We start from the raw sequence: 13,701 nt of genomic DNA, 5'->3' as shown, positions 1-13,701 counted from the left end.
ATAAAAACCTGTTTTATATAAACTTTTTATATTGTAGATTCTAAAAGTAAAAAAATAACGGAGGTGTGTTCCTCCGTTATCGTTGAAGTGCCTTTAACTTTTTGTGTTTCTCGGAGTACTCGTTTTTTCCGAGTGGAGCTATATTCATGTGCATATGAAAATACTTCCGAATGACCTCTTCTGGAACATCTTTGATTTCCAAATAGTCCTCTTTATCCAAGATGTCTTCAATCATATTTTCATAGGACTTGTCCCATATTTGCTTATCGTAACGTTTAATAGCCGTTTGTTGTTCGCTATTTAAAATGTCATCGATTCCTTTTCCAAGACTATCATCCCAATTGAGATAATACACAGGAAATTTTTGTTCCTCATTATCTTCCAGGCAATCCGTCATCTGTTTTGCCTGCGTAAACACTTGCACTTTATAGTTCATATCCGCATCGAAAGCAACAAAAATGGCTTGGATGGCGAATTGTTTGGTTTGTGGCAAGCATTGTTGCAGTATCGGTGAACTTGGAATTCGTTTTAGCTCTTTCATGATACCCCGCCAAGATGCTACCCCTTGCACCGAAATCGCAATTGACCCCTTTTCCGTTGCGATTTTTTGCGCCTTAAACCGACCTTCTGTAATAAAGACCGTATTGTTTTTGATTTCTTTGGGGTATACAACATCAATTGGAGCACCTGACGACGTTCCGTGTTCATATTTTTCATCATTACTGGCAAATGAAGAAGAAAACCATACATATCGATTTTTGTTTTCATCGTTTTTGTCATGCCTAATTTGAATTCCAACCACTTTTCCATTGCCATTTTTAATACCAATACCGATACCCTTATGCTTAGTAAAAGTGAATCGTTGGCTTTCTTTTTCATAATAAAAGCCAGGGATTCGTGTTAGAATTTCTTCGCTTCCATTGTATCTTTCCTTGATTGCTTTTGAAAATTCCTTTAGGATATGACGAGTTGGAAAGGTGAAATACAAACCTTCCTCAATTTCGTCTGGTGTTAAATTCCGTTCGGTTAACAAATGTTCTCGATGTTCATCCGAAAGTGGAGCCTGCTCAATAAACAAACGAAAAACTTCATCTAAAGTATGTTCATCTGCAATATTATTTTCAAACCTTTTTTTATCGATTTCTTCATATCGGCGTTCGATTTTAAGGATTTGTTCTCTAGAATATCTTCTTCTCTCAAAGTACTCTTCGTATTCCCAATTACTGATAATTCCGAACTCTAATGCTAATTTAAACGCAGATTGTAAATAATTGATGCTGTCAAATTCTGCAACAAATTTAATGGCATCACCACCCGCTCCGCAAGAAAAACATTTCCAAATTCCCTTTTTCTCCGTAACCACAAAACTGCCAATGCTTCTATCATTGTGGAAAGGACACAGGGCTTTTATATTTACACCTCGTTGGCGTGGTAAATTAATTCTTGTTGAGATAACCGATACTAATGATAAGCTTCTCACACTTTCGATAACTTCTTCAGCAAATTGGCGTTTATCCATGTTGCGACCCCTTTCATAAGTAAAGCCTAACCCGTTAAAAAATCATTTGATTGCTTATATAAATGACTTGTGGTTAGAAAACAAACAGTAGAAAAAAGTTTAGGTAATTTCTCTATGTTTGACTTCTATAGTAGGGAGCCATCAAATAGGAAATTCGTTAAAACTATCTTTTTCCTTATTTATTCCATCGCCATTTGAATGTTGAAATGAAGTTTCTTCAGTCTGAAAAGATACTTCCTTTGGTTTATATTCTAAGCAATGAAATCGCTCAACAACCAATATTTTTACTTCTTTATTATGAAAATGTCGTACCTCGATGCGACCAATCACTTCGATTAATTGACCTTCGTAACCGAGTTCTTTCATATATTCTGCGTTTTTTCCCCAAAGCTCAATTCCATAAAAGTCGGGTTTTTTATCCCGCCCATTGCTGAACTTCATGGAAAATCCATAGGCACTTAATACTTTATATCCGTTTACTTCACGAATTTCAGGTGGATTACTGGTTAATCTTCCAGAGCCGAGTAAGAAATCCATGATTTTATCTTCACCTTTTATTTTTCGTATAACCTTTTCAATCGTATGCATCGCACATACCTCCTAATAAACTTTTTTAGCAAAATCCTGGTTTTTATCGTAATGTGTTATATTATAGTTTCGGTGGTTCCATTTATTCAGATTCAATAAATATGTACTATAGTCAAAATTATATTACCTATACACTATAAAATGAATCACAGGAAATTGCAACCTTCGATTCCTATGAATCTAGTATTCCCATCCGTTTTTTTTGTAGTCAAAAAAAATACACTTGGGTTTTAATCTCCAAGTGTACCTCGATTATTTCACTTTATGAGGGGGAACAAAACAATTTCGGCAACGGGGTTCATAGTTTTCGCTGTCCCCGATTAATACGATGGGACCTAACTTAGCGGGTTTGCCATTTACTAAACGTTGCGTAAATGCCCCCATTGGTTTTTTACAGCAGGCACAATAAGCCGTTAATTTCACAGGTTCGTCTGCCATCGCAAGAATTCCTCCAATATAGCCAAATTCTTTCCCCCGATAGTCCATATTTAGCCCATCTACGATGACATGCTTCTTTCGATAAGCAAGTTCCTCAACCAATTTCATGATGTTCTTATTAAAAAACTGCACTTCATCAAAAGCTACCACATCAAAGGATTTTGTTTCCTGTAAAATTTGTTCTATGATTTCATTCGTAATTTCTTTCGGAATATTGGTAGCTGGTAGACGATACCCAATACGACTCACAATTTCCCCTTCAGAGAATCGTGTATCTTCTTTTGGTTTATAGGCTTTAACCGTTTTACCGCCATATTTCACCAATTTCTCGCAACGCTTAATTAGTTCTCCTGATTTTTCCGAAAACATAGGTCCCGTAATAACGGTAATGAAACCTGAATTCCCATCAAAATACTGCATACTTACATTCTCACGCTCCGTTCTTTTGGTCTTTCATCGTCAAAAATAATCAATCAGGTTATAACAAAAGGTATTTATCCTCGGTCTTGCCGATTAGACTGAGATTGATAAGGGTTTCCAAACCTTCTTCAATTGCCTTTTTGTCAAAGCGGATATGTTTTTGCAGGGTTTCAACGTTTACACTTTGTCCCTCTTGGCATTTATCCAAAAAGAAAATCAAGGAATAAAGGAGCTTTTCCTGCAAATTTAATTCTTTTTTAGCATCTATGGATTTGATTGCTTTTTTATCGGATATGTGATTTCGTTTTTTAACCGTGTTATCCGCTTTATTGCCCCATTGTCGTTGACTAAATTCCGCTAAATCACCTCGTTGGATATTCTTCGCAAACGATTCAATCAACGAAACATCTGTTTCACTCCAATATCTCGTTTTTTGTTTTCCAATTTTAATGGGTTCAGGAATCAGCCGCTTGTCGCCTCTTTCAGCTAACTCGTTACTCCAGGTATCCCATAAATGAACCGTTAAATGCGTTCGGTTTACTAACATACCGATTTCTTTAGCGGTGTAATGCTTCTTTCCGTCGATAATTTTCAAATTTTCCCCTCCTTTTCTCTCATTTAATGTTTTTATTATTATAGAAAGTCCCCTCAAAATAATAAAAATTGGAAGGTTTGGTGCGGTTTGAGAAAAAGAGACCCTGCACGACTGCAGGGACAGGAAAAATTTGATTTATCTATCTGTTGTGGTGTTTGGTTCCTAACCTTAGAGCCTTGTTACTTAACACCAAAAAAATATTCGTTGTATAACGGCATCAGGCTTTGGGTGATATCCGAGTTCAATTTATCGATTTTAGACACATTTTTCACTGAATTAATCAGGAAGACCATATTTGATTGTCTTACGAAGCTTTGAATCTCTTCTTCCGTAACAGTAGTCGATTGATTCATCATCTCCAACATGGACAAGGAGTACCCGACAAAAATATCAAAATAGGTCTTCCAAAAATCCGTAAACTTTTCACGGTTTATTTCTTTTACCGTCACTCGCCCAATAAATAACGGTTTGATATCTTTTTGCTCTAAGTGTTGGGCAAACAACGTGATAAATTTGTCCTTCCTATCTAGTAAATAAGCCAAAGGATAATCATTTTGATAGGAGTCCGACTGCAAATTTTCAACTTCCGATGGTCTTATACCGATAACTTCTGGTAACTCGTTCGAAAAGGAATGGTTGATGTCGTTGCAGTAATCGGTCAACTCTTCCTCATTCATTTCATCCAAACTATTTAGTAACTTACCAATCGTTTGATGTGCATATGGAAAACTATCTTTTTCTGCAAAATCCTGTAAGGCGATTAAGACCAACGACCACCATTGTTTTTGCACCGATAAATGGGGATGTCTTTTTCGTAATTTCGTTAAAAGTTCTTCAAAGTGCGTTCTAATTTTATTTCGATATCCATCAAATACGGGTGCAACCCAAACCATTTCAAAGGTGTACAAAAAATAATCCAACAAATCTTCTTCTTTGATATGCTGTGGAGCTTCTCCTAGAAATCTGATTTTCACACTCTGATAGTTATTCAAAAGTTATCCTCCTTCGTTTAAAAAGAAACAGGAGAGAAAAAACTCTCCCATTACTTTAAAGGCATAAATTCTGCGGATTTATCGATACGTAATGCTTTAACCATATCGCCATTTGTAGTGTAAACCGCAACTTTGCCATCTTGGTGTTCATAAATATAACCATCAATTTCTACGCCCTTGCCGTCATATGGTATATGTTTAATGTACGTACCTTTATTCAGACTGTGTGGATTTACAGGCAAGACGACTGGTGTTTTATTGACTTTTCCGTTGACATCCTTGAGGGAAGTGATTTCTCCAACATAGACACTTTGTGTATCAGGTTGTTCCGATAAAAGGGTGTTTACATTCGTCTTCATCTCTACAAGGTCATCTATTTTTAAGTCAGTTGGATTGACTTTTAGTAAGACCGAATTGTTCATTTTGGAACCAAATTCCGTTAACAAGAACAGTTTATCTTTGGTGAATAAATAGTCTTGTGCTTTTTCTCCAATGGCAATGTCCATTTCCTGACCATTTTCCCCATTGATTTTTCCAAGCTTATCGCCAAAGGTGTAGTAAAGATAATCTCCTTTGATTGCCCATACATCCGCTTTTCCTTTAAGGGAATACTGTTTGGTTTTTTGAGGATTTGCCAAATCAATTCGTTCAACGGATTGTCCATTTGAAAAGAGGACATATAGATACCCGTTTACCACTTTAAAATCGCTAACCTTCGGCAGATTAGAAACCGTCAGAAGTGTTTTCGCTTCTATCTTGTTACCCTTCATGGACAATTGATAAAGAGTCTTTTCAGTATCATTAAAGGCATACAGTGAGGTTAAATCATCAGATTTTGAGTACAGATAACGTGCTTGTCCTGATTGATAGCTTTTCTCTTGTATGGTGGTGCTTTTAGTCGTAGGGGTGATAGGTTGAGCAGATATAACGGCTTTTGTCGATTGACCATCTGATTTTTCTTTTAAGAAAATCAAAGTACTGCCAGGATAAATGAGGTCAAGGTTCGTCTTACCATTTACTTGCTGAACAAAACTCAACATGGTAAAGATATCTCGTTTAGGTGTCAACTTTTGTTGAATCGTCCAAGCTTTATCTCCTTGTTTTATGGCTACAGGAAATTGGATAAAATCTTTGAAGGTCATAATAGAAGGAGTTGATTGAGGAATGGATGGATGAGTTGGTGGTTTAACCTGTACAACTTTTCCCTTACTCAATGTTTGTAAGTCAAATGTACTCAATACTTTACCTGTTGACGTATCATACAGGGTGACCATCCCATTATTCGTATAGGTCAACAAATTCTTCACCATTTGTTGACCTATTTGGTCTAACACAGTTGATGTATCGGTTTTTTGACTGTTGGGATGAAGATACAAGGTTCCCGCCCCAATGCCCAATAATAAGGCAAGTCCCACGCCAATCACGATACTTTTTTTCTTTTTATTCACGCATTTACCTCTCCTTTCTTCTTGGTACTTTTCCGTTTTTGTTTTTCAGGTTTTTCATCTATTCCTTTCGTTTCCAAGTCTCGCTTATATTTAACGGATGTTATCCCGATGCCGATGGAGTCAGCCTCATGTTCTGTGTCAATCTCTTTTTCCATGATGACGAGCTTTTCCACAGCTTCTTTCACTTCATCTTTTGTGGCTTTCCCATTACCTGCTACATATTTTTTAACCGTGCCTGGAACAAAATCTTTAAAAACGATTTGGTTTTGAGCGGCAATCAAATGCAAAATTCCCGTTGCCATATTGGTGTAGACGATAGAAGCCGATTTGTTTCTGCCACCTGCATTCGTATCTGATTTTTGCTTCGGACTAAAAAATAATCGTTCACAGCCTAATATACTTACATTGTAGTCTTTTGATAACTGGTTAATCGTTTCATAGATTTTTTGTATTCGTGAGGAAAGTTCATATTTTGGATAGGTTTTAATGGTTCCTGAAATCAATATCTTAAGTTCATCCTCTGGTGTTAACTCGACGACAGCAAATCCACAATTTGCAATTCCTTGGTCTACGCCTATCCCTCGAATGGACTTACACACATTGCTCACAGCCATTACACATAATGATTTTGATTCGTTTGTTTCGTTGCTTCTTTATACTATTGATATTAAAAACCAGCAAATCTTTTGCTTCTTTGGTAAGTGTTCGATGCAAAACCACTTTAGACACATCGAAAATATCAATCAAGCAACAACAGAGAACCATTCCCTCGAACAATTCAGGATTTAAAGGTACTTCATTCGCTTTAAAGTCCAATCGAATTCCTAACTTTTGAAACAAAAAATCTTTGTCTAGCGTTTCCCCGTTTTTGTTTTCAATATATAAGCGATTATCTAACTGATGAACATGTATCTCCTTGAAATCAGCTATTTTAAGACCATTCTTTTTGCCTTCTTCTCGCATTATTTCAAAATAGGTGTCTACCCGATATCCTTCTTTAGCATTTTCTTCGTTGGAAAAATACGAGCCATTCTTACTGTGAAAATTGACCAATCTTTGGGCATAGCGTTTGATTTCCTCTTTGTACCCTTTCATATTGAACAGGTAAAAGCTCTCGATTTTTAAGCATGTCATTGTCTTGAAGTATTCTTTTACCAATATTCTTGTGAATGTATAATAATAAGTTGAACGGGATGCCTCTAACATAGCTTGTTTAACAATTCGTTCAGCTTCTTTTTTAGACAACCCACTATTCACAAGTGATTCATGTAAATAATCTCGAAAATACGCATGGGAAAGATAAAAGGCTACTGTGTTGGTAAATTCATCAAAATCCGAATCACTTTCAACATGTACTTCGATTTCATTGTCGTTTTTATATGTCAGCGTAAAGGTTTGGGATTCCAACATCTCTCTGATTTCTTCCAACGATTTTTGGGATTTTATCTCGTAAATCAATCTTTTCTCTCCCTCCTTCTCACGAAAATGCTCAATCAAATCTTAATATAACTTATAGTATATGATACATTTATTATTGATTATAGTCAATTTAAACGATTCGCATGTAAGCACAACAAAAAAACCTATACCATATGGGTATAGGTTGGATTTTGCGCTTTTTAAATTTTTACGCCAACTTGGTTGCGTTTCTTCGTTTTCATGGAGACTAAATCAACAGCTTTCCCATCTATTTCAACGACTGATTCTTTATCATCTGAGCGTAAAAGATACACTTGATTTAACGTATCATCATCAGTTAAGCTAATGGTTTTGACGCCTTTGCTGGTCTTTTTAAGCTCAGGAATTTCTTCTATGGCTATCTTTAAGGCAAAACGTTTATTGGATACCAAAACAATATGAGAGTAATCTTTAACATCTCCTATCACCTGAACCGATAGCAATTCATCTCCTTCTTCTAACTTCGTAGCACTACTCATACTTCGATTGGTATCAAACTCACTTCCATTTAGCCATTTGACCATCCCTTGTTTGGTAATAAACATGAGCTTTTTATCTGCAATGCTTTGGAATGATTCAACCAACACCTCTTCTTCTTTCCCTAACTTTGTTATCGTTTGAATCGGAACCCCTTTATCCTTAACTTTTCCTTTTGGAACATCTGCTAATTTCACGGTGTGAAGATTTCCTTCTTTGGTAAAGAGATACAGTTTGTCTGTATTCATCGTAAGGAATGTATGCTTAAACTCTTTCACCGTATCATCACTAGACCGATTGTAATTGGTAACATCCGTTGTTTTAATGTAGCCGAATCTATCCATGAGTACATATAACTCTTCTTCTTTGAATTTCTCAACATATTGCACAACTTCTATTTCATCAATCTGCGTTTTTCTTTTCTGTCCAAATTTCTTCGCAATTTCTTGTAGATAATCTTTGATGACGTTAAGTAGCGTACTCTCATTTCCCAAAATATCTTCGTATTCTTTTATGTTTCCACGAATTTCTTGGTAATCCGCATTGAGTTTGTCCAATTCCAAACTAATCAACTTCTGTAAGCGCATATCCAAAATGGCATCAGCTTGTCTTTCCGTAAAGTTAAGTTTGGATGCTTCTTTTTCTGATTTCTTTGTTCGAAAGGCGATACCATCTGTCACACCCTGCATCATACAAGCTTTCGCCATTTTCACATCTTTACTTCCACGTAAAATCTCAATAATTAAATCGATGATATCATGCGCTTTAATTAAACCTTCCAAAACTTCTTGTTCGTTATTCGCTTTTGCTAAAAGATATTCATGTTTTTTTCTGGTGATTTCTTTTTGGAATTCAACAAAATGGTGAATCACTTGTTTTAAATTTAAAATTTGGGGCTTTCCATCGACCAGAGCGAGAAAGTTCACTTTAAAGGTATCTTCCAAGGCGGTTTTTTTATAGAGTTTATTGAGAAAATCGTCAATATCGACACCCTTTTTAACCTCTAAAACAATACGTATGCCATCTTTGGAGGATTCATCTCGAATATCGGAAACTTCATCCAGCTTCTTATCTCTAGCCAACTCCTCCATTTTCTCAATCAACTTCGTTTTGTTTCCTGCTTGAGTATAGGGGATTTCTGTAATAACAACATTGCTTCTCCCGTATCCCGCATTCTCGATTTCTAGTTTAGAGCGAATACGGACTCTACCCGTACCTGTCTCATAAATATTGAGCAGTTCATTTTTATTGATGATAATACCACCCGTTGGAAAGTCAGGACCTTTAATGTGTTTCATGAGTTTTGCTACAGTAATATCAGGGTTATCAATGTAATGCAAAATCCCTTTAATGGCTTCATTTAAATTATGAGAAGGAATACTTGTTGCCATTCCTACCGCAATTCCACTTGCTCCGTTAACCAGTAAGTTTGGAAAACGAGCAGGAAGAACAACAGGCTCTTTCAATTTACCATCGTAGTTTTCCTGAAAATCGACTACTTTTTTCTCTAGGTCTTTTAGCATTTCTATTGCAGGATGCGATAACTTTGCTTCGGTATACCGCATTGCGGCGGCACTGTCACCATCTATGGAACCAAAGTTTCCATGTCCTTGCACCAGGGGAAGCAACATACTAAAATCTTGCGTCATCCGAACCATTGTTTCGTAAACAGCCGAGTCGCCATGTGGATGATATTTACCAAGTACATCCCCGACTATCCTCGCACTTTTAAGAAAAGATTTGGATGGGTCTAAGCCCAATTCATCCATTGCATAAAGAACCCGTCGATGAACAGGCTTAAATCCATCTCGAACATCGGGCAACGCCCGTTGGGTGATAACCGACATGGCATAGTCGATAAAGGATTGTTTCATTTCGTCATCGTAAACAACTTTTTGTATATTTTCATCTCGCAGAGCGAGGTTCGTTTTCTTTGGCATTTTTTAAACGCACTCCTTTCAGGTCTATCTAAAATAGGTTATATCCTATGTGTTGTCGTTTCTGTTTATAATACATTATCCATCATTATATTTTTCTATAAACTTACTGTCAATTTTATTTTACGGTATCAGACATGGTTGTCCTGCCCTCTTTTGTCTCTCATTTCATTTCATCGTGTTCGTTTCATAACCCTATGAGAGTACTTCCCATTGTATCATAGACCTATCATAGACCTATCATAAATTCGGAACATAAAAAAACAAGACCTTTTCGTATCAGGTCTTGTTTTCGTTCTCTATCCTCACATTTATGTTTAGTAATGTGTGACTGATTTTATTTTAATGGTCGTTTTTTTCTTTAATTTTTTCAACAATTTATGTACTTCTTTTGTTTCCTTATCAAGTTTTTTTCGCTTTCCAAACATCAAAATCCTCCTTGCATTTTCCGTATCATTTATCCATAGTGTTGCCTTTCTATCAATATTTATACATAGTTTGTTCCAATCGCACATATCTTGTAACATATCATTTTTGATAAGGAGATAAAAATGAGAGCCTATAGCCAAGTCAATGTATTGGGACAACACTATTTGCGCAATCGTAAAAAGAACGGCTTACTCTCTTTCATCAGTCATTTTATCGGAATAGAAGAAGAGGTAAGTCCAACACTCTACGTACAAGTTCCGACTACTGTTGGATTAAGAACCGAAATGCTGTGTGAATACTTTAATAGAAAATACGAACCGCCAGAGCAAATCGGTATTCAGGAGTTTATTATGCTGTTGTATTTTAACTTCTTGGATTCTTCGATTGAAAAATATGACCCTATGAAAATTTATCGAACATTACACAAATCCTATTTGAACGAGGAACCCCTCGAAATCGTCAACAATGGAAAAGTGACCCACTATCAACCAAAGGGATACAATAAAACCCGTTATGAAATTGACATGGACAAGTCCTCCATACGAAAAGGTGAAATATTATTGATGGAATTGGACGAGTTATACGGACATTCTTTGACTGTGGAAAAAATGCTGGCAAGCATATGGATTAACTTTATCGAGGCATACAAACGTGGAGACGATAAAAAATTCAGTGATTCCATACTCAAATTGCTAAAAACCCATGTTAAACATCGATAATTCAGCAAAAAAGACCATCGGTACTCTGTAAACATAAAGATATAAAAAGACATGAATCATTAGTTACAATAGGAACAGTCATTTAATGTTACACATTTTATTTGTAGAAGGTATGTCACAAACAATAATCCGAATGGTCTTTTCTATTTTCATTCGTTATTTTACATTTAACACCCATTTACTGCTGTTTCCAACTTGTTGAGTCCAGAAGTTACGGAATCAAATTGAATTTGATTTTTATCAATTGCACGTACCCATTAACACCTTTAATGACGGTTTGGTTCGTTTTTTTTGTTTGTTTTCCTGTTTCAAGGATAACCCCTCCTCTTTAAAAAATAAAATATTATTATAGTGTATTATCACGGGAATTATGAGAAATTTCGACTATAGTCTAATTTTTTACTTTTGACTGTGGAATACAAAAATGGTTTAAGTCCTTTTGATGCCATCCAAATTTGTGGGTACTGCCCTCCTTTTATAGAAAAGAAATAATTTGAGATAAAGTAAGAATAAGTATGAACTAGTTCTATCATTTTTTTCCTTAATTAGATGTTTTTCTTGTTTATTTTTATTTTTTATGAATGAAATACAAAATAAAAGAGCATGGAGATTATCCCCCATGCTCTAACAACACAGGATATTATAAATCAATTTCAGCTAACAAGGCATTTTCGTAGATAAAATCTCGACGGGGTTCAACCTTATCCCCCATCAATACGTTCGTGATTTCATCAGCCATCACAGCGTCCTCAATGGTGATTTGCTTTAACAGGCGAGTTTGAGGATTTAATGTCGTTTCCCAAAGTTGTTCAGGGTTCATTTCCCCTAACCCTTTATACCGCTGGATTTCGATTTTACCTTTTAGTTTCGGTTTGAGTTCTTCTAACTCCCTATCCGAATAACAGTAACGAACCTCTTTTCCACTCGTCACTTTGTAAAGCGGCGGAACCCCTCTATAAATTAGCCCCTCATATATGAGTTCAGGCATATAACGGTGGAAAAAAGTCAAAAGCAAGGTGCGAATATGACTTCCATCCACATCGGCATCGGTTAGGATAATAACTTTTTTAACCTTTCGCTTTTGAATGTCAAAATCATCGCCATATCCCTCACCAAATCCACAACCGATTGCGTTAATAATGGATTGAATTTCAGTATTTGAGATAACTTTGGCAACCTCTTTTTTCTCTACGTTTAAAACTTTTCCTCTCAACGGAAGAATAGCCTGAAAACTTCTGTCCCGTCCTTGTTTTGCAGAGCCACCAGCAGAGTCACCCTCAACCAGAATGAGTTCCACTTCGTCTGGATTTTTGCTACTTGCAGAGGCTAATTTTCCGTTTCCCGCAAGCTTACTATTGGCAAGGAGATTTGTACGTACTTTTTCTTCGGCTTTTCTTAATTTCAAAGCCTTCATTGCATTATCGATAATACTTTTTAACGTTTCAATATTTCTATCAAAGAATTTTTGACTCTCCACGCTAAATACTTCATCAACGGCTCCCCTTGCATCGGAGTTACCTAATTTTGTTTTGGTTTGACCTTCGTATTGCGGATTCGGATGTTTTACCAAAACAATTGCGGTTATCCCGTTTCGGACATCTTTTCCTTCAAAGTTATCCTCTTTTTCTTTTAGTGCGCCAATTTCTCTTGCATATTGATTGATGATACGGGTAAAAGCAGTTTTAAAACCACTGACATGCGTTCCGCCTTCAACCGTATTGATATTATTGCAGTAAGAAAGGATGGTTTCTGTAAACTCATTCGTATACTGAAATGCAATTTCCACTTCAATGTTATTGGATTTACTTGTTACGTATACCACATCATCATTTAAGATGTCTTTCGTTTTATTGAGTTCACGAACAAGACCGACTATCCCCTCCTCTTCATAATACTCAACTTTTTCACCCGTATTTTCATCCTCAAAGGTGAGCAAAAGCCCTTTATTGAGGAAGGATAATTCTCGTAAACGCTTTTTAATAATGTCTGCTTTAAACTCAACCGTTTCAAAAATAGTGTCATCAGGTTTAAACGAAACTTTTGTTCCTCTTTTGTCTGTATCAGCAATGGGAACCAGAAGCCCATCGACTAAATCGACAGTGGGATTGCCTCCTTTTTCATATCTATCCCGATACAGTTTACCATCCCGATAAACTTCAACTTCTAACCAGCTTGATAGCGCATTGACAACAGAAGCCCCCACACCATGCAAACCACCTGACACCTTATACGTGTCATTGTCAAATTTACCTCCCGCATGCAAGACAGTAAAAAGAATACGTTCTGTAGCGATTAACTTATCGGGATGTCTATCCACAGGAACGCCTCTTCCGTTATCCAGAACCGTAATGGAACCATCTTTCTTTAACCACACATTTATTGCCGTACAATATCCCGCAAGGGCTTCATCAATCGAGTTGTCTACCACTTCCCAAACAAGGTGGTGCAATCCCCTTGAATTCGTGCTACCAATATACATCCCTGGTCGGACACGAACCGCTTCTAATCCTTCTAATATTCGAACGGAGCTACCGTTATAATCACTCATTCATTTTCTCTCCTTTCCCGTTTATCTCGTTTTCTATTTCATATAGTTTTTTTGGTATAGAAATATTCGCTTGGCTTATCGTATGTCCTTTTGATTTGGATAAGTCTCCTTATTGTTCTCATGGCTTTATAAA

At 36.4% G+C, this 13,701-nt stretch carries 11 protein-coding genes; 1 reads left to right on the top strand and 10 read right to left on the bottom strand.

Annotated elements, in window-relative coordinates; translation table 11 throughout:
• Nucleotides 1-76 precede the first annotated feature (76 nt).
• From PP175_RS27620 to PP175_RS27580, 9 genes are all read right to left on the bottom strand, one after another.
• On the bottom strand, nucleotides 77-1,519 hold the full coding sequence (locus PP175_RS27620; protein WP_272443421.1) for a CHC2 zinc finger domain-containing protein: 1,443 nt from the start codon (nucleotides 1,517-1,519) through the stop codon (nucleotides 77-79).
• A gap of 141 nt (nucleotides 1,520-1,660) precedes the next feature.
• Nucleotides 1,661-2,107, bottom strand: coding sequence for a single-stranded DNA-binding protein (locus PP175_RS27615; RefSeq protein WP_272443420.1), 447 nt, complete (start codon nucleotides 2,105-2,107; stop codon nucleotides 1,661-1,663).
• A 252-nt stretch (nucleotides 2,108-2,359) separates the two neighbouring features.
• On the bottom strand, nucleotides 2,360-2,965 hold the full coding sequence (locus PP175_RS27610) for a thymidine kinase (RefSeq protein WP_272443419.1): 606 nt from the start codon (nucleotides 2,963-2,965) through the stop codon (nucleotides 2,360-2,362).
• A gap of 58 nt (nucleotides 2,966-3,023) precedes the next feature.
• On the bottom strand, nucleotides 3,024-3,560 hold the full coding sequence (locus PP175_RS27605; RefSeq protein ID WP_272443418.1) for a hypothetical protein: 537 nt from the start codon (nucleotides 3,558-3,560) through the stop codon (nucleotides 3,024-3,026).
• A gap of 179 nt (nucleotides 3,561-3,739) precedes the next feature.
• Nucleotides 3,740-4,552, bottom strand: a complete 813-nt coding sequence (locus PP175_RS27600; protein WP_272443417.1) for a hypothetical protein — start codon at nucleotides 4,550-4,552, stop codon at nucleotides 3,740-3,742.
• A 50-nt stretch (nucleotides 4,553-4,602) separates the two neighbouring features.
• On the bottom strand, nucleotides 4,603-6,000 hold the full coding sequence (locus PP175_RS27595; RefSeq protein ID WP_272443416.1) for a hypothetical protein: 1,398 nt from the start codon (nucleotides 5,998-6,000) through the stop codon (nucleotides 4,603-4,605).
• On the bottom strand, nucleotides 5,997-6,608 hold the full coding sequence (locus PP175_RS27590) for a crossover junction endodeoxyribonuclease RuvC (RefSeq protein ID WP_272443415.1): 612 nt from the start codon (nucleotides 6,606-6,608) through the stop codon (nucleotides 5,997-5,999). The genes PP175_RS27595 and PP175_RS27590 overlap by 4 nt, the downstream gene beginning before the upstream one ends.
• Entirely contained in the window at nucleotides 6,592-7,458 is an 867-nt protein-coding gene (locus PP175_RS27585; protein WP_272443414.1) for a hypothetical protein, read from the bottom strand. Before PP175_RS27585 ends, PP175_RS27590 begins: the two co-directional genes overlap by 17 nt.
• Before the next feature lie 161 nt (nucleotides 7,459-7,619).
• On the bottom strand, nucleotides 7,620-9,809 hold the full coding sequence (locus PP175_RS27580) for a DNA gyrase/topoisomerase IV subunit A (protein WP_272443413.1): 2,190 nt from the start codon (nucleotides 9,807-9,809) through the stop codon (nucleotides 7,620-7,622).
• Nucleotides 9,810-10,423: 614 nt separating this feature from the next.
• Between PP175_RS27580 and PP175_RS27575 the strand changes: the two genes are divergently transcribed.
• Nucleotides 10,424-11,020 (top strand): hypothetical protein, encoded by a 597-nt coding sequence (locus PP175_RS27575; protein ID WP_272443412.1) that lies wholly within the window; start codon nucleotides 10,424-10,426, stop codon nucleotides 11,018-11,020.
• Between the two features lie 640 nt (nucleotides 11,021-11,660).
• Here PP175_RS27575 and PP175_RS27570 read toward each other — a convergent pair.
• On the bottom strand, nucleotides 11,661-13,568 hold the full coding sequence (locus tag PP175_RS27570; RefSeq protein WP_272443411.1) for a DNA gyrase/topoisomerase IV subunit B: 1,908 nt from the start codon (nucleotides 13,566-13,568) through the stop codon (nucleotides 11,661-11,663).
• Nucleotides 13,569-13,701 lie beyond the last annotated feature (133 nt).

It is taken from the genome of Aneurinibacillus sp. Ricciae_BoGa-3 (genome assembly GCF_028421645.1).
Taxonomy (GTDB): domain Bacteria; phylum Bacillota; class Bacilli; order Aneurinibacillales; family Aneurinibacillaceae; genus Aneurinibacillus_B.
The sequence above is the reverse complement of the archived record's forward strand: the minus strand, read 5'-3'. Positions and strand labels throughout refer to the sequence as shown.

Coding starts and splice junctions, on each gene's coding strand:
- PP175_RS27575 (WP_272443412.1), top strand. CDS start 10,424: ATGAGAGCCTATAGCCAAGTCAATGTATTGGGACAACACTATTTGCGC.
- PP175_RS27580 (WP_272443413.1), bottom strand. CDS start 9,809: ATGAAACAATCCTTTATCGACTATGCCATGTCGGTTATCACCCAACGG.
- PP175_RS27615 (WP_272443420.1), bottom strand. CDS start 2,107: ATGCATACGATTGAAAAGGTTATACGAAAAATAAAAGGTGAAGATAAA.
- PP175_RS27570 (WP_272443411.1), bottom strand. CDS start 13,568: ATGAGTGATTATAACGGTAGCTCCGTTCGAATATTAGAAGGATTAGAA.
- PP175_RS27610 (WP_272443419.1), bottom strand. CDS start 2,965: ATGCAGTATTTTGATGGGAATTCAGGTTTCATTACCGTTATTACGGGA.
- PP175_RS27620 (WP_272443421.1), bottom strand. CDS start 1,519: ATGGATAAACGCCAATTTGCTGAAGAAGTTATCGAAAGTGTGAGAAGC.